20 protein-coding genes are annotated in these 22,125 nt (G+C 53.8%); 10 read left to right on the forward strand and 10 right to left on the reverse strand.

Translation table 11 applies throughout. The features are described 5' to 3' along the window. Positions 1-156 precede the first annotated feature (156 nt). The 6 genes from SBL51_RS07250 to SBL51_RS07275 all read left to right on the forward strand — a co-directional run bounded on the left by SBL51_RS07250 (position 157) and on the right by SBL51_RS07275 (position 4,997). Positions 157-777, forward strand: coding sequence for a TetR/AcrR family transcriptional regulator (locus SBL51_RS07250; protein WP_317930227.1), 621 nt, complete (start codon positions 157-159; stop codon positions 775-777). 277 nt (positions 778-1,054) lie between these two features. Continuing rightward, positions 1,055-1,888, forward strand: a complete 834-nt coding sequence (locus tag SBL51_RS07255; protein ID WP_317930228.1) for a TauD/TfdA family dioxygenase — start codon at positions 1,055-1,057, stop codon at positions 1,886-1,888. A gap of 59 nt (positions 1,889-1,947) precedes the next feature. Further along, a complete protein-coding gene (locus SBL51_RS07260; RefSeq protein ID WP_317930229.1) occupies positions 1,948-2,811 on the forward strand; it encodes an SDR family NAD(P)-dependent oxidoreductase in 864 nt (287 codons plus the stop codon). Between the two features lie 147 nt (positions 2,812-2,958). Continuing rightward, on the forward strand, positions 2,959-3,543 hold the full coding sequence (locus SBL51_RS07265) for a carboxymuconolactone decarboxylase family protein (RefSeq protein WP_317930230.1): 585 nt from the start codon (positions 2,959-2,961) through the stop codon (positions 3,541-3,543). 211 nt (positions 3,544-3,754) lie between these two features. Further along, the gene (locus tag SBL51_RS07270) at positions 3,755-4,312 is read left to right on the forward strand and encodes a nuclear transport factor 2 family protein (RefSeq protein WP_317930231.1); all 558 of its coding nucleotides are present in this window, start codon (positions 3,755-3,757) and stop codon (positions 4,310-4,312) included. A gap of 43 nt (positions 4,313-4,355) precedes the next feature. Continuing rightward, positions 4,356-4,997 carry a carboxymuconolactone decarboxylase family protein gene (locus SBL51_RS07275; RefSeq protein ID WP_317930232.1) on the forward strand — a complete coding sequence of 214 codons (642 nt, stop codon included), beginning with the start codon at positions 4,356-4,358 and terminating at the stop codon, positions 4,995-4,997. A gap of 174 nt (positions 4,998-5,171) precedes the next feature. On the opposite strand, the gene SBL51_RS07280 is transcribed toward SBL51_RS07275, so the two are convergent. The 7 genes from SBL51_RS07280 to SBL51_RS07310 all read right to left on the reverse strand — a co-directional run bounded on the left by SBL51_RS07280 (position 5,172) and on the right by SBL51_RS07310 (position 13,486). Next, the gene (locus tag SBL51_RS07280) at positions 5,172-7,757 is read right to left on the reverse strand and encodes a TonB-dependent receptor (RefSeq protein ID WP_317930233.1); all 2,586 of its coding nucleotides are present in this window, start codon (positions 7,755-7,757) and stop codon (positions 5,172-5,174) included. Positions 7,758-7,991: 234 nt separating this feature from the next. Continuing rightward, positions 7,992-8,726: an SDR family NAD(P)-dependent oxidoreductase gene (locus SBL51_RS07285; RefSeq protein ID WP_317930234.1), complete on the reverse strand. Its 735-nt coding sequence runs from the start codon at positions 8,724-8,726 to the stop codon at positions 7,992-7,994. A 109-nt stretch (positions 8,727-8,835) separates the two neighbouring features. Beyond that, entirely contained in the window at positions 8,836-9,609 is a 774-nt protein-coding gene (locus SBL51_RS07290; protein WP_317930235.1) for an SDR family oxidoreductase, read from the reverse strand. Between the two features lie 125 nt (positions 9,610-9,734). Beyond that, positions 9,735-10,202, reverse strand: a complete 468-nt coding sequence (locus SBL51_RS07295; RefSeq protein ID WP_317930236.1) for a hypothetical protein — start codon at positions 10,200-10,202, stop codon at positions 9,735-9,737. A 252-nt stretch (positions 10,203-10,454) separates the two neighbouring features. Next, entirely contained in the window at positions 10,455-11,219 is a 765-nt protein-coding gene (locus SBL51_RS07300) for an SDR family NAD(P)-dependent oxidoreductase (protein WP_317930237.1), read from the reverse strand. A gap of 39 nt (positions 11,220-11,258) precedes the next feature. Further along, entirely contained in the window at positions 11,259-12,524 is a 1,266-nt protein-coding gene (locus SBL51_RS07305; protein WP_317930238.1) for a cytochrome P450, read from the reverse strand. A gap of 329 nt (positions 12,525-12,853) precedes the next feature. Beyond that, positions 12,854-13,486: a TetR/AcrR family transcriptional regulator gene (locus SBL51_RS07310; protein WP_317930239.1), complete on the reverse strand. Its 633-nt coding sequence runs from the start codon at positions 13,484-13,486 to the stop codon at positions 12,854-12,856. A gap of 366 nt (positions 13,487-13,852) precedes the next feature. On the opposite strand from SBL51_RS07310, the gene SBL51_RS07315 reads away from it, so the two are divergent. Continuing rightward, complete coding sequence (locus SBL51_RS07315) at positions 13,853-15,823, forward strand: hypothetical protein (protein WP_317930240.1); 1,971 nt, start codon at positions 13,853-13,855, stop codon at positions 15,821-15,823. Positions 15,824-15,887: 64 nt separating this feature from the next. On the opposite strand, the gene SBL51_RS07320 is transcribed toward SBL51_RS07315, so the two are convergent. Then, positions 15,888-16,364: a hypothetical protein gene (locus SBL51_RS07320; RefSeq protein WP_317930241.1), complete on the reverse strand. Its 477-nt coding sequence runs from the start codon at positions 16,362-16,364 to the stop codon at positions 15,888-15,890. A gap of 264 nt (positions 16,365-16,628) precedes the next feature. Here SBL51_RS07320 and SBL51_RS07325 point away from each other — a divergent pair, with 264 nt between their 5' ends. The 3 genes from SBL51_RS07325 (at position 16,629) to SBL51_RS07335 (ending at position 18,569) form a co-directional block, all read left to right on the forward strand. Beyond that, a complete protein-coding gene (locus SBL51_RS07325) occupies positions 16,629-17,087 on the forward strand; it encodes a hypothetical protein (protein ID WP_317930242.1) in 459 nt (152 codons plus the stop codon). 246 nt (positions 17,088-17,333) lie between these two features. Then, positions 17,334-17,855 (forward strand): MOSC domain-containing protein, encoded by a 522-nt coding sequence (locus SBL51_RS07330; protein WP_317930243.1) that lies wholly within the window; start codon positions 17,334-17,336, stop codon positions 17,853-17,855. Between the two features lie 147 nt (positions 17,856-18,002). Next, complete coding sequence (locus SBL51_RS07335; protein WP_317930244.1) at positions 18,003-18,569, forward strand: NlpC/P60 family protein; 567 nt, start codon at positions 18,003-18,005, stop codon at positions 18,567-18,569. Between the two features lie 24 nt (positions 18,570-18,593). Here SBL51_RS07335 and SBL51_RS07340 read toward each other — a convergent pair whose 3' ends face one another. Together SBL51_RS07340 and SBL51_RS07345 are read right to left on the reverse strand one after the other, a co-directional pair. Further along, entirely contained in the window at positions 18,594-19,778 is a 1,185-nt protein-coding gene (locus SBL51_RS07340; protein WP_317930245.1) for an MFS transporter, read from the reverse strand. A 13-nt stretch (positions 19,779-19,791) separates the two neighbouring features. Next, positions 19,792-21,960, reverse strand: a complete 2,169-nt coding sequence (locus SBL51_RS07345) for a TonB-dependent receptor (RefSeq protein ID WP_317930246.1) — start codon at positions 21,958-21,960, stop codon at positions 19,792-19,794. Positions 21,961-22,125: the final 165 nt, after the last annotated feature.

Here is a 22,125-nt window from a genome sequence, read left to right on the forward strand (position 1 = left end):
GTGTACGCGAACTCTTATTCGAATTTAATCTTGCCGGGACAAATAGACCATTTTGGTCAAACAGAGATTCCGCTCGGCTTCGATGTGGTACATTAACCGCCTTTAGCATCCAGCCACCTTAGCCACCGCCCAGTAGCGACGACTCGCCCGCACAAGATGACCAAAGCTGCCGCCCCCAAACCCCGCACCAAGAAAACCACCAGCAAAACCAGCCCCAAAGGCGAGGTGTCGCTGAACCTGATTTTGGATACCGCCGAGCAGTTGATGCTGGCCGAGGGCTACGCCGCGGTCAGCAGCCGTCGGGTCGCCAAGGAGGCCGGCCTGAAGCCGCCCCTGGTGCACTACTACTTCCCCACCACCGACGACCTCTACCTGGCGGTATTTCGCCGCGCCGCCGCCCGCGAGGTCGCCAAGGTCGATGACGCTTTTAGTTCGGCCAATGCCATTGAGGCACTCTGGGCCACCTACTGCAATCAACCACACACCGCGCTGGCCATTGAATTTATGGCCATGGCCAACCATCGCAAAGCGATTCGCGATGAGATTGCCACTCTCACCGAAAAGGAGCGGCGCCGCCGGGCGGAGGCGCTGGCACAACTGGTGGATGAGCAGAAGCTGGGGGAGATGGGTAGAGATGGCCTAGGCTTGAATGTGCTGCTGATTGGTGTAGCGCGCACTCTGGTGTTGGAGTCGGGCCTGGGCATCACCCTCGGTCACGCCGAAGCGCAACAGCTGATCAAACAGCTGCTCACCCAACTGGCATGCAGCGACAGCTAAGCTCCACCCACTTACCGCCTCTCCTCCCGGCCCTTATCCGCCCTTTTATCAGTCTCTCATCCGCTTCGCAGCTAGCTCTTGCCCGCCGCTCAGCCACCACTTATTCAACGCGCGTCTACCGCCGTATTGCTCGCCTGATTGACTTTTAGGCAGTGCTGATGATATAAAACTGAACACCCGTTCAGTTCTGTTCGTTATAATCGCGAGCGGCTGATAAAACCAATAACTCAAGTTGATCACTCAACCCTATAAAAACACCCCTCGCCCGGAGGCTCCCATGACAGCGCAGAGCGCCATTGCCAGCAGCGGTTTAATTCGCACCGACCTCACCCCCAAGATTGCCAGTGAGCTGAAAGCCGATATCGACGAACTGGTAAGCGGTAAATATTCCGAAGAGATTCGCAACCTGCTGGAAGAGCGCGGCGTGGTTGCCTTTCGCGCGCTTAATCTCAGCGACGAGCAGCAGATCGCCTTTACCAAAACCCTAGGCAATAGCGAACTCGACTACAAAATTTCCAAGATCACCATGGACCCATTAGAGAACCCAAAAGCGGAATACATAAAAGGGGCTTTCTATTGGCATATCGACGGCACCATGTTGGATATTCCCATTTTTGCCTCGGTGATGAGTTCCAGGCGCCTGTCGGAAACCGGTGGCCGCACCGAATTCTGCAACACCTACGCCGCCTACGATGCCCTCTCCGACGAGGAGAAAGCCGCAATCGAAGGTTTAAAGGTGGTCCACCTGTTTGAAGCCTCCCAGCGCTATGTAAAACCGGAACCCACCTATGAAGAGCTGCAGCAGTGGCAGACCTACCAGCCCAATACCCTGCCTCTGGTATGGACCCACCGCTCCGGCCGTAAATCCCTGGTACTGGGCTCCACCGCCTCCCACGTGGAGGGCATGGAGCTGCAGGAGGGCTGGGCACTGCTCACCAAACTGCGCGACTGGGCCACCCGTCCGGAGTTCAGCTACAGCCACGAGTGGCAGTTGGGCGATTTGGTGATTTGGGATAACACCGGCACCATGCACCGCGCCACCCCCTACCCACTCGATAGCGGCCGCTTAATGTACCGCACCCAAATCGCCGGCGATGAGCCGTTCGCCTAAGCGAATAGCCAGTTACTCAGGTAACCAAATAATTACGCGAATTTTTGCAGGAGAACTCCATGTCGAATAGACCCACCGTTGCCGTCGTCACCGGGGCCAGTCGCGGTGCCGGCCGCGGTATCGCCATTGCTTTGGGCAGCCACGGTTGTACCGTTTATGTCACTGGCCGTTCGGAAAAGCCGGCTGACTCGCCCCTGCCCGGTACCATTTATGAGACCGCCGAGGCGGTCACCGCGGCCGGTGGTAAAGGTATCGCCGTGCGCGTAGACCACGCCGTTGATGAAGAGGTAAAAGCCCTGTTTGAACAGGTAGAGCGCGAACAGGGCGGGCTCGACATTCTGGTCAATAATGCCTGTGCATTGGACGACGACCTCACCAAGCCAGGTAACTTTTGGGAGAAGTCCCTGGGTATTGCCAATATGTTGGAGGTGGGGCTGCGCAGCAGTTATGTGGCCAGCTACTACGCCGCGCCAATAATGGTTGCAGCCCAACATGGCATGATCGTTTTCACCTCCGCCTCCGGCTCGGTGCACTATGTTTACGGCCCGGTCTATGGCGCCCACAAGGCGGGTATGGACAAATTCGCCGCCGATATGGCGGTCGATTTAAAACCCTATAACGTCGCCGCCATTTCCGTTTGGATGGGTGCCCTAAAAGCCGAGCGCTTGAAACTGGTGATTGAGTCCGACCCGGAAAAATATGGCTACCTGGCCGACATTACCGAAACGCCGGAATTTACCGGCCATGTCACCTGGGCGCTCTACAACGACCCGAAATTAATGGAGCTGAGTGGACAGACGGTAATTGGAGCCGAGATGGGAAAGAAGTATGGCATTAAGGATGAGGGTGGACGCGAACCTGTCTCCTATCGCGACACTCACGACGTAGCACCGCGCGAACAGTATCCGTTTATTATCCGCTAACTAGTTGTTGTCCTGAAAGGCATTATCGCCATGGATGGCACGTATGCAGCAGCAATCACCAGTCCCGGGCCGCGTTAGTGCCCTATCAAAAAACTGCGTTTCGGACAGGCACTACTATTGGTCATAAATAGCTCTGGAAAAATAACAATGACAAACGATCCAACACCCCGACTGCCACCCCTGCCTGTTGTCGGTCGATCCGAGCGCGCGCAACAGGTGGTGGAGGTGTTTTCCTCCCGCAGCCAGTACAATGTGGATGCCAATCCGGTGCTCAACACCCTGGCCCACCACCCGGACCTCGCTGAACCCTTTTTAATATTTAATCGCTATCTATTAAAGGATGGCGAACTGCCGGTGCGGCTACGCCAGATCGCCATTATGCGTGTCGCCTGGCTGAAAAAATCGCCCTATGTCTGGTCCAGCCATCTGCGCACCTCGCTGCGCAATGGCTTAAGCGGCGACGATTTCGAACCGATAAAAATTGGATCAACTTCCGACTACTGGAATAACGAAGAGCAGACCGTTTTACAAGCGACAGAGTATCTGCTGGAGCAGACCAATTTAAGTGATGAACTCTGGACAGAGCTGAGCCAGTTTTTAAACGAACAGCAGCTGGTCGAGTTTCTGTTTGTGGTGGGCACCTATATTTTGGTGAGCATAGTCAACAACAGTTTAGCCATTGGTCGCGAGGATGAGCTGTTGGAGCTCGCCGAAAAATATGGTTCGCCTTAACGACCATCTACTAAGCAGTGCCTTAACTTCAGCGCCTACAGCCTGTATCGGCACTCTTTCAGCATCGGCACAAGTACATCCCTGTAGCCTGCGTAGGAGAATTCCTGTCTCCTACGCTGCTGAAAAAATACCGCCACAGACTGCCTAAACCTCGGCGGACAATTTTCACCACACTCTGAAAAAACCATTATAAAAACCCTTGGATCACACCATGACTCCCGAAGAATTAGCCCAACTTAAGCAAGACGTAGACTATCTAAAAGATCGCACCGCTATTTTGGACTGCATTTCGCAGCACGCCCGCGGCCACGATCGCCACGATGTGGCACTACTCTCCGCCGCCTACCACAGCGACGGTATCGACGAACACGGCTTTGCCATTAATCCTGGGCCGGAGTACGCCGAGTGGGCCAATAAAATTCACGCCGCGGGCTCGCTGTTGCACACCCACAACATCACCACTCACACCTGCGAAATCAACGGCAACGAAGCCCATGCCGAGAGTTATGTACTGGTGTTTCTGTTAAATAACGATGGCGCATCGGCGCGCGTGATCAGTGGCCGCTATATCGACCGATTGGAAAAGCGCGATGGCCAGTGGAAGATTGCCCTGCGCCGCACCACCGTCGACGTTCTGCTGGCCGGCGATGCCTCAATTTTAAAAGCGCCTATTTTTCACGACCAGGGTTACAGCAAAGGCATGCGCGATAAGCGCGATATTTCCTACCAACGTCCACTCACTTTGGATAAAACCCCGGAACGCTGGTAACAGCATCTTCTGACAAATCGATTAACCAAGCAGTAATAAAATTATGACCAAGCCACTCAGCTACACCCCTGACGCCGTCGCCGCCCGCAATGCAGCAATTATGGAACAACCACCCCGCCTGCCCGCCAATCGCACCGAAGCAGTGCTGGCCCCCGCCCGGGCCATGATGGCACAAATTGCCGGCGCCGCCTCCGGTCAGGCGACACCCGTTCCCGACGAGCATATTCCCGAGATGCTACTCACTGCCATGTGTCACCAAGAGCTGTTTGAGCGGGTGGTGAATGTCTCCTTGCAACTGTTAAAGAACCCCAGCCTGCCACTGCGTGACCGGCAGTTAGTCATCCTGCGCACCGGCTGGTTGCGGCAGATTCCCTACATTTTTGGTGAGCATGTTTCGGTTTCCAAAAAATTGGGCTTAACCGACGAGGATATTGAACAGGTAATTGTCGGTTCCGCATCGCCGCATTGGAGCGAACACGAAAAGGCGTTGCTCGAGGCCACCGAGCAGATTGTCAACAGCGCCATGGTCACCGACGAGGTTTGGCAAATACTCGCTAAAAGTTACAATCACCCACAGCTGTTTGAACTGCCGGTGTTAATTGGCCAGTTCTCCACGGTCGGCTATTTTCAAAATGTGTTGCGTATTCCGCTAAGTCCCAGCAACCCGGGTTTAACGGCCCGCTAAGGCCACCTTCACAGTAATTTCCTCTCACAACAATTCGATGCTGTGGTTGTTAAACCACGCCCCTCCAACTTAAAGCGCAGACCAAAAAAAGCCCCCATGGGATTTCCCAGGGGGCCAAACTACAGCTGCCACATTTCAACTGCTGTACTCTGCTCTCAGTAATTAGCCACTTATTTAAAACTCGTAACGCAGCGATGCGCCAAAGGTACGGGGAGCGCCATAGGTAAAGGCGGCCCAGCCCAGGGAATCGATCACGTTAACCCCGCCGACGATGTACTCCTCATCCGAAGCGTTATTAACGTAGAGCGCCATATCGAATTTAGAGCCCATCATCGAGCGCCAATCGAAACGTAGATTGTAGACATTATACGCATCCACCTTCGCTACACTTTGGGCACGCGCCAAACTCTCTGCACTCCACCCTTCATAGGCCGCCTGCTGTGGGTAGAGTATGGAGGTCTCATCGGTATACATCTCATCCTGCCAATAGAGGCTGGCATAAAGAGACAACTCACCCCAATGGGAATCAATGGGCAGGTCATATTTTATTGAGGCGGTTAAGGTCTGTTCCGGCATATAGACAAACTTGCTATCTTTTAAATCAACCGCCACATCTTTACGAATATTGTTATCCGACGCATCCGCCCAAATCTCTGTGGAGTTCCATTCGTCGTAGCCGGCATCCACGTAGGAGTATGCCAAAGAGAGCTGCAGATTGTCGGTCACCGCCGCCGTCATGTCGTATTCAAAACCAGCGATGGCCGCTTTACCGGCGTTAACAGTGACCACGCCAAAGCCACCACCATTGGTACTGATGGCCTTGGTTTTTTGAATATCTTCATAACTTTGCCAGTAGAGCGCCAGGTTGGTACGGATAGGCACCGGGCCGATTCCCCAGTTGGCTTTGTGACCCACCTCATAGGTAACAACGCTCTCTTCGTCAAAGGGGATGAGTGTCTCGTTATCAAAGCCACGCAGGTTAAAGCCACCGGCGCGATAACCAGTGGAGATGCCGGCGTAGATCAGATGACCATCCGCAGGGGTGTAATTAATGGAGAAGCGTGCGGTTGGGCTGCTGTAGTCTTTCTCTTCCTCTCTGGCGCAACTGGGCACTGGATTGCCGTCAACATCCGTAACCGAACAAAAATAATAGGGTGAACCAGTGCCACCAAATCCGCCGTAATTGCGCACGGTAATGGCTCGGGTATCCCAACTTTGCCGTAAGCCCAAGGTGGTCGACCATTGATCAGTGAAGGTGTAGGTACCCTCGGCAAAAATGGCGTAAGCGCTGTTATCAACATCGCCGGCCGGTGCCGACTGCAACATACCGAAAAAGCCAGTGCCCAAAAATGCGGTAACATCTGGCCCTAAAATGCCGCTGCTCACCAAGGCCGCTGCGGTCTCCACCGGCAAGCCACCAAACAGCGGGCTATCCGGGTTGGGCCCAAGCACCTGGTTATCACCTCTTTGTGAGGCTTCCATCTGGTACCAATAGGCACCCACCAACCAATCCAACTTACTGTCGAAGGCACTACCCAGCAACTGCAGCTCTTCGGTGAACTGTTCGGACTCAACGTCTACCGTCGGCTGATTGCGGGTAATTATCCCGACACCCTGAGTTGCCCCCCCTTGGGTAAAGAGCGGCAGAGCACTACCATCGGCATCGTTGCTTCTGCTCCACTCCATTTTTCGGTAGCCAAAAATATTTTTCAGGCTGACATTATCCGAGAGATCAAGCTCAGTGGTGTTAGCCAGAATGGTGTTTTCAATTTTCTCTTCGCCTTCGGTGTCGTACTGCACCTCATTGGCGGAGTGGGCCTCCTGCCAGGCGATGGCGTCGTCAATTTCGCCGTTGCTGTTAAACAGCAGCTGCGCCAATTGCCCGGCACCGGTGGAAGGATTAAACGCAGCCGGAATCACTAACCGAGGCACCATCTCATTTTCATCGTAGCCCACCATAAAATCGTTACTGACGATTCCACGCTGGTAGGCGACACTGAGCCGCAAGCCTTGCGAATCTTCATCCCAACCATCCTTCAGGTTGTTGTCAGCCTTGTTTTCCTGATAACCATCATGAGTAGTCGTTTGCCCGGCCAGGCGCACAGCAAGGTTTTCGGTCAGCGGCAGATCAACCGCCGCCTCAACGCTCACGCTGTTGTAGTTGCCAAATTTCGTATCAATATAGCCTGCAAAGCTGTCACCCGCTTTTTGCGGTGATATCAGCAGTGCACCGCCAGTACTATTGCGGCCAAACAGCGTTCCCTGCGGCCCCTTAAGCACCTGCACGCTTTGCAAATCGTACATCGACAGATTGGTACCCGAGGAAGGCGTCATCACCACATCGGCGAAATAGATGGGGATAGCGGCATCGAGGTTAATACCGGAATCGGTCGGCCGTTGACCGCGAATGGAGAGTACCGGCTCGTTGGTAGAGGAGCCACCGGTCGACACGCGAAACGAGGGGACTTGCGTACCCAAGTCATTTAACTGGGTAACATTTTGTGCTCTTAGCGCTTCTGAATCCAGAGCGCTGACCGCCACGGGAATATCCTGCAAACTCTCTTCCCGGCGGCGAGCGGTAACAACTATCTCCTCCAACACCCGGGCTGCGGGTTCACTATCCCCCGATTGCGCCATGGCAAATGAAGTGGCGTTAGCCAAGGCAATCGCCAAACTCATTTTTACCAGTGGTTTGTTAATATGGATTTGTGGCGAACGACCCAACATCGGTCGTTGTGATGGAATGTGGAAACGGTTCATTATTATTTAAACTCCGTATTTATTGTTGCCCAATCTTCTTTCAACTTCTATTAGCGACAGACTCTGCTCTCCTACAAGCCTGCCGAGCACCAAAACCGGCGAGACAAGCCCAACAATCGGCTAATTTCAGGCAAGCCAGCCGAAAGCATAGGTGCAAACCTATGTCCTTAATTGAAATGAATTAGAAATTCTTAGCCGCTGATACTTTTTAAGCGCTAGAGGCCTTTTTAAAAACTATTGCAAGTAGCGGCCACCATTTACGCTGAGCGTTTGCCCGGTGACATAAGCCGCCTCTTCGGAGGCCAGATAAACACAAGCGGCGGCCACCTCTTCGGGCTTACCGGCTCGCTTCATCGGGGTGTGCAAAGCGAAGGCATCGACATCCACCGGCGAAGCGCGCAACATTGGCGTATCAACAAAACCCGGCGGAACATGGTTAACTGTAATGCCCTTATCGGCGAACTCAATGGCCAGGGTTTTGGTCAAGCCGACAATACCGCCTTTGGTGGCGCCATAGTGCGTCATGCCGGTTGACCCCCCTTGTGCCGACGAAGAAGAGATATTAACGATACGCCCCCATTTTTTCGCCAGCATATCAGGCACCACCTTCTGCGTTAGAATATAGGGTCCGCGCAGATTAATACGGATCATTCGATCCAGCGTCTCATGGCTGATCTCCAGAAACGGGCAGAAGTCGGAAATAGCGGCGTTATTAACCAATATATCCACCGGCCCCAACTGTTCACGCGTTGCCTGCAGTGATGCATCAATAGCTACCTCATCCGAAGCATCACCAACGCAGGCGATGGCATTACCGCCAGCGCTTTTAATGGTGGCCACCGTCTCCTCGGCATTGCTAGCATTCAAATCCCAGACCGCCACCTTGGCCCCGGCCTTAGCCAGCTGAATGGAAATAGCACGACCAATGCCGCTACCACCACCGGTTACAATCGCTACTCTTTTATTCATTAAAAACCCTTACTATTCACAACTCTTTCCACCCACAAAGCATAAACATTAGATGCTTACTGGAACTGTTAAATTATTGTTGTTCTATGCGGGTTAGGTATTTTGATGATTACATCTCTGGCCAATGCGCCCTGGAGAAGAGGCCACCATCCAGATAGATCCCCTGGCCGGTGATGATCGACGAGCGGTCGGATAGCAGAAAGACCACTGCGTTTCCAATCTCCTCGGGTGTGCCAGAGCGGCGCAGGCAATTGAGATCGGCAAACCCCTTGGCCATCTCGGCCGGCACCTCTGGCGGCATTACAAAGGGGTAGACACTGTTGGCGCGAATGCCTTTGGGACCATAAACTCTGGCAATATGCCGGACGATGGCATCCAGGCCGGCCTTGGATACGCTGTAGCCCAAACGCACACCATCGGCATAGAGACCCGCAGCTGACGAATTAAAAACAAAGGCACCACCGCCATTTTCAATCATGCCCGGCACAGTTAAGCGAGCCACAGTCATCGCCCCCATCATGTTGATATCCATGGTGGTTTGCCACAACTCAGGATCGATATCCAAGGTGTTATGTGCATGATCATAAAAGGGGGCGTTGTAGAACACCGAGGTAATGCTACCCAGTGTGCTGTTGGTTTTTTCAATGGCGCTGGCCAGCTGTGCTTCATCAGTCACATCACACTGAAGCGCTATCGCCTCGCCCCCGGCACTATTAATTTCTGCTGCCAGCGGTTCTATTGTTGTGAGGCTGCGCGCAGCTAGAGCTATTTTAGCCCCCTCTTGGGCAGCAATCCGAACGGTCGCCTGCCCCATCAATGGGCCGACACCCGCCACAAACAGTACTTTATCTTTCAGCAGAGAAGAGCCCACCGCATTATTCATTGTTATATCAACCCTTGTTCACAGGCTTGCCACAAGCCAACGTTATTGCGCTGGCATCAGCTTTAAAACTTTTTTACTTACGTTAAAAGGAGAACAACCAACAGAGTCGCCATTGCCCCGCTTGATTACTTGTAAGCGTCTGGAATTTCGTCGGCGGACGCCGGTGTTTGCTGCAGATACAGATCCAACCGATAGACTTTGCCGGTTTCGTTAAATTCGTAGACGGAGATGGTATTAACCACATTGGTCATACCATTAAAGGTGGCGCGCTCTTCCAGCTCCAGGTAAACCACATTACCTACCTCGGCTATGCGCTTAAAGGAGCACTCCCACTCTGAATGCGGCGCCCACTTGGTTTGAAACTCCAGGTAAGTGGGGTAATCAAACTCCTCCTTCAAGTGGCCAACGCGAAGAAAATTGGGTTTATCAAAAAACTGGGCAAAGTGTTCATCCCACATTTCATCTTTAAATTCGGGGGTTTTGCACTTGGCATTCATCTCTTTGGTAATGACGTTATAGTCCAACACCATGCGCGACAGGCCGGTGTAGTCATTAATAACTTCAGAAACATCTTTAAAAACTTTGGCAACCATTACGGCCTCCTCTTTTATTATTATCTTCATCACCAGTGGCGCTTCGTAAAAACGATACGCACTCAGGCTTAGCGAATAATTTTTGGAATCTCTGATTAACCCAGAGATTCCGTCTGCACATGGATGTGCAGACAAAATCAAACAACGTAAGTTGTTAATTTTGGGGGCAATTGGAAATGACATGTTCAATTGCCGTTACGGCGATTAACGCAAGGATGTGTCAATCAGAGTTTTCTTTATATACTCGCAACGTTAACTACGCATGGTAGTACCGCCATCAATGGCGAGCACCTGACCGGTGATGTAAGAACCCTCGTCCGACATCAGCAGTGCGGCCATGGCCGCAATATCCGTCGGGTTACCGACCCGGGATTTGATCGCCGCCGCCGACTTGGCCATCTCCATCATCTCCGGCGGAACAAAGGCTTCAATCCCTGGGTGCAGTGTTAACGCTGGCGCTATGGTGTTAGCGCGAATACCCACACCGCCGTAACGGGTGGCCACATGACGCATCAGCGCCTGGCCGGCAGCCTTACTCATGGCATAAGCGACTTGTGCCGGCGTCGACGCATTGGCCGCCGCCGAGCTGGTATACACCACAGAACCACCACCGCTATCCATCATCACCGGTAGAACTGCACGCGTGCAGAGATAAAAACCCCGGGCATTAATGCGCTGGGTTTCGTCATAGACCTCCAACGGTAGTTCGAGGATGCCCAGCGCCGGATTGCAGTCGCCCAGAAAGGCAAAATTGAGATGCAGCCCATTGATGCCACCATAGGTTTCAACGCAGGTGGCCACCGTCGCGGCAATCGATTGCTCGGAGGCGCCATCCAACTCGACCGCAATGGCTTCACCACCCGATGCTTTAATCGATTCCACTACCGACTGCGCCGACTCCAAATTGATATCGCCCAACACAACCTTGGCGCCTTCAGCGGCGTAGCGAGTCGCCAGGCCGGTACCGATACCGCCAGCACCGGCCACTAAAATGACCTTATCTGTTAATCTTTTCATTGTTTGCCTCACCAATTCTTGCCAACCAAATGCAACTCATTATTTTTCTGTACAGAGCAGGTGCACAGCACAGAGCGCACGCTGGGTGTAATTTTTCTCATATTCGTAGTGACGGGCACCCGCCGGGCCGTGCTGGCTTTCATCAATGGCAATTGATGAGGTACGATTAAAAATAGTCTGCAGTGCAATTTTGGCTTCCGCCCGGGCCAGCGGTGCGCCCAAACACATGTGAATACCTTTACCAAAAGCCAACTGCGCCTGCATGTTATTTTTGCGATCCAGACGCAGTTCATTGGGATTCTCGAAAATTTCCGGGTCGCGACGCATGGCGCTTTGCATCAACATAATGGTTGTGCCTGGAGCCACCTCCAGATCGCCCACCTTGGCTTTGGTTTTGGCCATGCGGAAGTGCGCCTTGGTTGGCCCATCCAGCCGCAAAACCTCCTCAGTGAAAGCCGGGATAAGACTATAATCATTGCGCAGCTGTTCTTGCAGCTCGGGTTTTTCCGCAACATTTTTCAGCATAGCGACAATCAAGCGCACAGTAGTATCCTGACCGGCACCAAAGATGGTGGCTGCATGACCAACAATCTCGGTCAAATCCGGCAACTCTCCGTCAGGAAATTTCGCCAGCGCCAATTCGGTCATTACATCCTCTTTTGGCTCGCGGCGGCGCTCCTCTATGTAGTTGTAGAAGTGCATGCCCACTTCCATCATCGGATTATTTTCCAGGTCCACATCGCCACCAATTTGACCGGGCAGAGGGCCAAACAACGGCAGAAATTTCTCGTGGTCACCGGCCGGCACTCCCAGCAGATCGGCAATGGTTAAAGTGGCCATGGGGTGGGCGTAATCGGAGACCGCTTCAAATTTGCCCCGGGCCACAAAATTTTGGGTGAGCTTTTCGGCAATAACCCGAATAAACTCTTCGTTTTCTTGCAGCCGCTTAGGAGTAAACAGCCGAGTTAGCAGCGAACGGGAGCGAGTGTGATCCGGTGGATCTTGAGTCACCAGCATGGAACCGAAGGGCATATCCTGCCGGAATTTGTTTAATTGCTCGGTGATATCATCACCCTCCGGCTTGAACGGCAGCGGCGGAATGGGGCCGGTAGCAGCATTGATCGAGGAGAAAGTATTGGCATCGCGCAATACATCAACCCCTTCCTTGTAACCCGTCACTGCCACCACATTATGTTTCGGCAGATAAACCGCCGGCCCTTTGGCGCGCAGATAGTCGAAGTAGGGGTAGGGATCTTCAATCAAATCCAACGCTTCAAAAAAGTCCACCTCGTCGTAGTTACTCATAGCTAAACCTCTTGCTCATTCACGGCCATCTGCAATCCAACGGCTCTTAATCAGAATTTTCTTGGTTTGCTCCAACCCCTGGAATAGTTTGGCAGCATCCATTGCGACCACATGGTCGTACAACGGCGGCTGACATGCAAGATATTTCGACCATTTGGTCGCATTTGAGCAAAAATAGCGCAGTACCTTGGCGAGCCTAGCGCCTGATCGGGATAAATAGACCAGAATACGATCTAAATTTATGAAGAACATGCATAAAATCAGCAGAAATTAGATAAAACCATTCCGCCAATTAACATGCCGTCAGGAGAGAAAGTCATTGTGTCGGATTAGCCCGGCGGGCTCATAGAGTCCAGCTCGGACTGCCGGCCACTTTCAAAAATCGCCAGTGAGGCATCCACCATCGCCTCCGCTTCTTCGTGCCCCAATGAAATCCCCAGGGTGGACTCCTGCACCAATAGCCTGGCGATGGCGTTGGTCAACATGGAAACCAGGCGGGGGGATAATCGGGGTTCGGTAATGCCACGCGCTTCCAGAAGCCGCGCGATCGCTTCCGATTCCAGCTCGCGCAGCTCCTCAGCATTTTTGGCGATTTCGGCGCGAATCACTTCGCTGTGGTTGGCCAATGCCATAAACTCCAGCGACAGCCGCGTGGCCTCTGGGTCGCGGATAATATTCCAAATGGCCTTTAACGGGCTTTCGCCGTTTAGCGCCTCTTTGATCCGTTCCCGCTGCTCTGCCGATACCCGCTGATAAAGGGCTAACAGCAGCTCCTCCTGAGTACCAAAATAGTAGAACACCACCTGATGCTTAAGGCCAACCTCACCGGCGATGCGGCGTGCCGTGGCAGCGGCGTAACCCTCCTTTCGAATGAGCGCTTCAGCAGCATCCAACAACTGCACACGGGCATCGGGCCTTTCCACATAACGTTTTTTTCGGGGCGCCTTTGGCTTTGAGGTCATTTCGATTCCTAGGATTACAGTCTTCAGCTTGGGCATAAAGCCCGGCATTAGATCATACCCCTTGGGCAATGTCGAAATGGGTAATCACACCCGGCTGGCCGGTTTTAGTCGGCCCCAAAAGCTGATGCTCATAGCTCGCGACTAAAGATGGTACCGGCTCCCGGATCCTACCCAAATTGCCATCCCTCGTGGGTTAAGCAGATCTTCTACCCGCTTTGACCAATGATTTACCTGCGCACAACAATACCATCACGACCAAATGGTTGTATATTCCGACCGCTTGGTTTAATTTGAGCGCGATCGATGATCGCCACAAATCCTATAACCTAAAAATATAACGATAAAAATTTACCAAGGAGGCCCGGGATGTTTTTCAAGAACGCTCCCAACCATCTCATCTGTACCGCAACCGCCATTTTCACCGCTGCATTGCTTGCCGCCTGTCATGGCGATAGTCACAAGCAAGCCAATAGCGACGAGACCGTCGTCGTTGAGGCACTTCCGCTACCACCCACTGCCCCTTCTGATGAGGTGGGCTCCTGTACAGCAGAGATCAACCCCAATTTCACCGGCTGCCTCAACGCCAGCCGCGCCGGCATTGACGGCACGCGCACCTTCAGCCCAGATGGCAAACAGGTTTATGTCTCGGTGCGATTTGCCGGAGCGCCAGAAGCGCCAGCACCAGGCAGTGACTACAGCGGTGCGCAACTGATCATGGTTAAAACCGATGGCACCACCTTTGAAAACGGCGATGGCTGGCAGTGCGTGACCTGTGGTATTCCACCGGAAAACAGGGTGGCAATAAATAATCCCAACGACAACACCTACCCCGAAGCTTTTCAGGATGGCATGCGCATCAAGATGGGTAACAACATTCTCGACTGCAGCCCCTATGAGATTACCGCACCAGAATGCACCCCCGAACAGACCCATATCTACCCCATTATTTCGCCCTTTCCCGGCTTCCCATCCGGCGGTCTGATGCGCGAGGTAAGGCTGCATCCGGATAACGTGCACCTGGGTTGGAACCAGCTCTTTTTTGCCCTCGACTTTAGTGCCGCCAGTGAATTCGGCGTTTTTGGCCGCCTGGAATTTAACCCCGCACCGGCCTCTGGCCGCGTGGGCTATGAACTTAAAGATGTGTCGTTTTTACTGAGCCCGCAGCTGGGCAAGTCGGGCCGCTTTTTCAGCGTAACCTCCCCGGGAGAATTACTGTTCGAAAACCCAACGGGCGTTATCGGCGAGTTTCGTGGCTTCACACCGGACGGCAAAAGCACACTGGGAATAGGTACTCAGGACTCTTTCAATTACGATATTTTTGCCACGGACTTAGCCACCGGTGTATCGACCCGGCTCTCTTACGACCCAGCCTATGTCGACCCAGTGAATATCTCCCCAGACGGCAAATCTATGGTGATTATGGATGGCCGCATTACCGATAACACAGGCTTCGAGGGGGCCAACCCGGCCGGTGAGGAGGGACGGGTCTATTTCGCCTCGGCCGGTATTGGTGTACCACCACTGCTCGATTTAGCCATCGCCGAAGCCATTGGCGGGCTCTACACCAACAGTAATCGCGGCTCCTTTTTCCAGCCCTATTTAATTAACCTGGAGACGCCAATCGATGTCGAAGAGGCCAACATTCACCAGGGCCAACAACTGAACGCCGGTGGCGACACCACCGCCGGCAGCGGCAGCATCAGCGACCCACTCTGGTTGGGCGGCGCCGACCCAGCCTGGTCACCGGATAGCACCGCGGTGGTCTACTATCAGCGCCGCGGTTGCAACCCGGAACCGCCCACCTGCCCGGAGTCGACCGAGCCCGGTGGACGCAACTCACGCTTAATGATCGCGCGCCTGACCGATAGAGAACCGAGCACCCCAATCGTCGTAACCGAAGCCGTTGCCGATGACATACCCTGGGGTATTCCCTATCAGGCGGGCGATGCAGTACCCCCCTCCAGGGAGGTGGTACCCGCCGGTGACTATGTGCTCATGGGTGTCGAGGGTTATGCCGATGTCACCATCACCACCTCACCATCCCGATTTAAAATAGGCGATGTCGAAATAGATTCGGTGGCCGTTAGCTACAATAACTACAGTGCCGACGGGGTAAATTTTATTGATGGCACCGAGTCCGGAACCCGAGCCTCTGAGTCAGGTGTAACCACCTTAACCTGGCAGGCTGATCTCACCTTTAGCGGTTTACACAGCGGCAGCCGAACAAGTGATCCGACCGAAGGCTTTGTGGTCACCTCAAACGGGTTGGGAACCACAGCCACTTTCAGCGGGCAGCTGACCACGGTATTGGATGGCGTTACTTACACATCACCATAATCACAAGAGCTACAAAGCAGAAAGCCAAGCCCCGCTTAACGAGCGGGGCTTCTCATTTAGAGAATTACTCCGCGCGCGTGGCGACATCGGCAAACACCAGAAAAATAATAATCAGGCCGCCCAGCATGGCCGAGTAGTAGAGCGAAAAACTGGCGATAGAGTAAAAAAAGGTATTCACCATTAAGGTACCAACTACCGCCACTCCCAACAGATGCACAAACACCGTCACCGGCATATTAATCGCGACCACCCCCGCTTTGCCCAAGGACCTCAATGGGTAAACCAGAATCAGCCACAGCAACAGCGAAAAACCCAACTGGACCCCGGAAAAAATACTCCAAAAGAGCGGGCCGACATCATCAATGGTGGCAAACCAGACCGGCACCAGGCTCGCCATCATCTGCACCAGTGCGGAAAACAGAATGGTTAAAAAACGGTGTCGTTGCACCGGAGAGAGCGGCCGCTGGAAGGCCGCCACCACACTGGCAAAGCCCGCCAGTACCGCCGCCAATTGCGAATGGGTGAGTAGAATGGATTCCATGGAGTAGGTACCTGTCATTTTGGTGGTGATTGATTGAAGTAGTCTTATCCTTCCACCTTCGGCCGCTAAACAGTAACTACAAGCAACCCGAAATTGCCATTAGCTTAGCCTCCACCAGAGACAATTTGAAGCCGTGAGAGCCGTTCTAACTTTACTCGATTTTCCAAATTTGCCGATGGGACTGCTAAAATTCGTAGGCACCCTGGGCTAGTTAAGCCGCAACTCACACCAGTGTAAAGCCCGTCGTTAAACAGAGGTGTAATTATGCAAAAAACGCTGAATGCAAACGCACCACACAGTGCCAGCAGTGACGACCAAGCCCACCTCAACGCCTTTCAACATTACCAAATTAATGCCGCTGAATTTCATCACCGGCAACACCTGCAAGTAGCCTACACACTGTTGATTAATTACCCGTTAGCCGAGGCCACCCTGATACTGCGCGCCGCCATCCTCGTTCTGCTCAACCATATCGGCACCAGCCCAGAGAAGTACCACGAGACGCTAACCCGCGCCTGGCTAGTGGCGGTTAATCACTTTATGGCCAGCACACCCAGTTGCCAAAGCTTTGCCCAATTTATTAATGCCAATCCGCAACTGCTCGACCAGAACATTATTTACCAGCACTACAGCCCAGAGCTGATTCAATCGGCACAGGCTAGAACAACTTTTGTAGAGCCGGATATTGGGGGATTTCCAGATACTAAACACCGGCCGGGTTAACTGTGTCAGATACACGAGCGCTCTCCTGAGGAGCAAAAGCCGAGTTAATTAATTAGATGGAAATTGGCTCCTTTGTTGGCTGGTTCTATATGATGCCCGCCGTGGGGCTTGGCATTACTGCCACCGGCCCCTATTCTGTCCACAAAATGGCAACGATAAATCGCTTCTCACCCGACTCGGTGAGGCGCACCTCGTTCCAGTATTAACAACCAGTTTTAACTGCAACCACCACACATCGACGAGCCTATGCCCGATAACACCCCAGCCGCCGTCGTCCCCAGCCGCGTCAAAGAGCTGATCAAAATTCTACCGCAACAGGGGCGGCTGGAGATGATTCTGCTGCGCCCCGGGCGCAAAGAGCCGATGGTGGCCGTCGATAGCGCCGAGGTGAAATTTGGCCAGGGGCTGGTGGGCGACCGTTTCAGCGGCAAGCCCGACAGCAAACGCCAGGTGACCCTCTTTCAGGCGGAGAATCTGGCGGTGCTGGCGTCGCTGCTGCACCGCGAGGCAATCGACCCAAAACTGCTGCGCCGCAACCTGCTGGTGAGCGGCATCAGCCTGCAGGCCCTAAGTGGCCGCCGCTTTCAGATTGGCGGCGTGATTCTGGAGGGCGCCGCCCAGTGCCACCCCTGTTCGCGCATGGAGGCCAACCTCGGCCCCGGTGGCTTTAACGCCATGCGCGGCATCGGCGGCCTATGCGCCAAGGTGGTGGGCGAAGGCAGCCTGGCCCTGGGCGATAGTGTGGCGGTGGTGGATGAGCCAGTGTAGCCCTGGCCTGACAGCGGCGACCACCTTCTGGTGAGCACTTACTAGCACTACCCTGCCGATGACATCACCTCGCCGATAACTTACGGGAGCCACATCAGTAAACGTCGCCGATTGGCTAACCGCGGCAAAATTCACTAGGCTTAGCCTATGAACCCGTGCCACGGCTACTCACTGTTTCCGCCCCTGCTCGGCCTACTACTGGCTCTGGCCGGCTGCGCCAGTTCGCCGCCGCCTCAGGTCGGCACCTCGCCAGCCGCCGCGCCTTCAGCAACCACCGACTCCTCCGCAACCACGGCCTCCTCCCCAGTTGTAGCCGAACCGCAGCAGGCGCAACGGCTGGAAGAGATACAACGCCAACAGCTGCTCGACCACTTCCAGCAGTGGCGGGGCACCCCCTATCGCTATGGTGGGCTATCACAACAGGGGGTGGATTGCTCCGGGTTTGTCTTTATCACATTCCAAAAGGTGTTCGCCCAAACCCTGCCGCGCACCACCCAGGCGCTCACCACCACCGGCCAAGCCGTTCCCTTAGCACAGGCGAAGGTGGGCGATTTATTGATTTTTCATACCGGCAACAAGCAGCGGCATGTGGGTATCTATATTGGCAACAACCAGTTTATCCACGCCTCCACCTCCCAGGGGGTGATCACCTCCAGCCTCACCACCCACTATTGGCGCAGTGCCTACCGCGGCACCCGGCGGGTGCACTACTGAGCCGGCAGAGCGCTAGGGCATAACTCAAACCTGGATTCGAACCTTGTCGCCTCGCAGCGCGATCAGCAAAGCCGCCAAGGCCAGAAAACAGCTAAGCGCCGCCAGCCAACCAATCGCCAGTAACCCATAGTGATCAGCAAGCAAGCCTCCCAGTAGCGGCCCAACGGCAATACCGAGCAACATGGCACCGGACGCCTGCGCTGCCAGACCGCCGCTCCTATCAAAATAGGCGGCTACGCCCAAAATAAAGGGCAGGCAAAAAAACCAGAAAAACTCCACAAAAAGAAACAACAAAGCAAACAGATGAGGATCGGTAGTGGTGTAGATCATGCCAACCACAATGGCGTTGGTTACCAGTCCAACCGCCAGTGGCAGACGACGGCCAAAACGGGTGTGCACGAACGCAGCGGTTACTCCACCCACAATCCCCACCAAGGCGCCAACACCAAACACCAAACTCAGTTGCGCCTGCGGCAAATTGAGGTTACTGGCCAGCCGCTCCAAAAAGACGAAAGAGCTACCTTCACAGAGATTAAATAGAAACATGCCAAGAATAACGGCCAGCGCAGTTGCCCAGGAACGTTCATTAGCCCGATTTCTGCGAACGCTGATCACGGCCGGAGTGGGAAGCTTTACCGCCAGCGGCAACATTACCAAGGTCACGATTGCTAAGAGAATAAAAATACCGCGGTAACCCAAGGCACTGGTTAGAAACCCCGTCCCATAGAGTGCAGCCACACCCAGCCCAGCAAACACGGCTTGAATTTGGGCATATCCTTTTTCCGGGGTAGCCATCGCCGCCACCACCACACTACTGGCCGCAAACACGGCGCCGGCACCGATGCCCGCCAGCAACCGCAGCAGCGCAAGCTCGACCAGGCTCGTCGACCAAACCGACAACAGGTGGCAGGTAAATGCAACCACGCAACCCGTTAACGCGACTCGATCCAACTGCACCCGCCCCAAAAAATAGGCGAGAAAAAAGGGGGCCAGGGCCACACCAAAAAACTCAACGGTTAATAGCATTCCTACGCTAGTGGCAGAGTAGTGCAACTCATCCATAAGCGCACCAGTCAGCCAGACGCCGGTATATTGTGAAAAGTTACCCACTACAAACGCGGCGCCGGCCGCGACAATTGCGGCTACCTTTATCGAGCCATAGCCCCTGCTCGCGACTGAGCTCACCTCTCTGTTTTCGACTGTCGCCATCACTTCCCCCCCGCTACCATTGATAGCGTATATCCATACCCAGAGTTCTCGGCCGGTTGGGCACGTGGGTGATAAAGCCGGACTCAACAAAATCGAAAGACTGCACCCGCCAGGACTCGTCGGTTAAATTGCGGCCCCACAAGGCAACCTGCCACTGCTGATCACGGCTCTGCCAAGCGGCTCTCGCCCCCACCAAGGTATGTTCATCCTGGGCCAGGTCTTCGTCATTGGTGACCGTATGGTAGGCGGCATCGGTCCAGTTGATATCGCCTGCCAACGACCAAACGCCCAGCTGGCTTGGCCACTCATAACGAGCGGACAAACTGGTTTTAAAGGGCGGAGAAAATGCATTTTCATTACCACTCAAGTCTTCCCCGGTCACCGAGCGGGTAAAATCAGTAAACTCGGTATCCAACCACCCCAGCGACCAAAGCAGTTCCAGCCCGGCCCAGGGCTGCACGGTCACCTCCAACTCCGCCCCTTGATAGCGGGCCGCGTCGGCATTATCCAGCACATTGATAATGCCAAAGCTGCCGGTGGTAAAATCAAACACCTGCAAATTCTTATAGTCGTAATAAAACAGCGAACCATTAATTCGGGCTCGCCCAGAGAGCAGTGTCGATTTAAAACCCACCTCATAGGCGTACAGCTCTTCCGCATCGTAGGGGTTGATCTCCAAGGGATCACCAAAACCAGTATTGATGTCCCCACTTTTATAGCCCTTGGCCACAGAGCCGTAGAGCAACCACCCCTCTGCTGGAAAATAATCCAAACCCAACTTCCAGGAGAGATCATTAAAATTGCGGGTTATTGTTTGTGGTTCAGCAAATACGTACGGATTACTGCCCTGTTGATCATCAACAAAATAGCTGACGTGGTTGGTTTCAATTTCGTCGCGGGTGTAACGCACCCCGGTGGTAAGCAGCAGATTGTCGGCAATTTCATATTCGCTATTGGCGTAGGCTGCGTAGGAGTTTGTATCCTGCTGATAATTCTGTTGTGTCCAGTAACCAAAAAAGTTGTAGAAGTTATCCGCCGGCAACTCATCCTGCGCCATATAGAGCCCCGCAATCCAGCGCACTGGGCTTGCCACCGGTGAGCTTAAGCGCAGCTCCTGCGAGAGCGATTGCAGCTCGTCGGCATAGATATTGTGGGAAAACACACTGGGTGAGGCATCGGCATCTTCAACGTGGTAACGCTCAAAGTGCTCATAGGCGGTAATCGATCTCAAATCGTAACCGGCAAAACTCCAGTCAATGCGTGCAGCAACTCCGTCGGACCGATAATCGGCCTTGCCCACCAAATCAAAATCACCCTCGGTAAAATCATCACCATCGGGGTCGCGATAACCATCGAAATTGACACAGTCGTGACGCTCAGCAGGGCTGCAGTCGGTGGTAAAAGTCTGTGGATCGACCGTCCCCTCCATTTGATAGGCAAAGCCGAGCGAGGTGTCCCGGCTTTGGTGTAAGGTCAGCAGCAGCGATAACGAATCGGTCATTGACCAGTCGAGCTGGGCACGATAGGCGTAGCTATCGGTATCATTTACCCACTCCCCGGACAGGCGATTTTTCATCCAACCGTCGTCCTGTTTTGCTGTACCCGACAGACGCAAACGCACCGAATCACTTACCGCGCCCGTCACATAGCCTTGTGTTTGCCAGCCGTTGAAGCTGTACACTCCCGCTTCCAGTACTGCTGAAAACTCATCACTGGGTTTGGCGGCGATATAATTAACTGCACCGGCGGTGGCATTGCGTCCATACAGGGTGCCTTGCGGCCCGCGCAACACCTCAATTCGCTGCAGATCAAACAGCGCCATGGAGTGCGTGGAGGGGCTGGCCAGATAGACCTCATCGACATAAACACCCACGGTAGTTTGCGAGTTAGCATTAAAGTCAACCTTGCCGGAGCCGCGAATAAAGGTGGAGGCGAATTGATTGCCAAAAAAGGGCGCTACTTCCACATTCGGCAGATACTGGCCAAGATCATTACTGCTGGTCAGATTTAATTGCTCCAGCTTGCTCTGCCCCATAGCCGAAACCGAAACACCAACATCCTGCAGGCTCTGCGCACGTTTGGTGGCGGTGACCACCATCTCCTCCAACTCTTGCGCGCCTGATTGTTGCGCCAGCAGTAACGACGCCGCTATCAGCCCGCTATTTATTTTTGTTCTGTACACTCTTTTCAACTTCGCCATGCGCTTGTACTCCACTAACCATTCATTTCTCACGGCAGACTGAATACCAGTAGCGACGCATAACAACGCCCTGATTATTGCCTCAACCCGCCTGTCTATACTTAGCAATTAACGATTGAATAAACTAATTAATAATTAATTAAACAT

Source organism: Halioxenophilus sp. WMMB6, assembly GCF_033283405.1.
GTDB lineage: Bacteria > Pseudomonadota > Gammaproteobacteria > Pseudomonadales > Cellvibrionaceae > Halioxenophilus.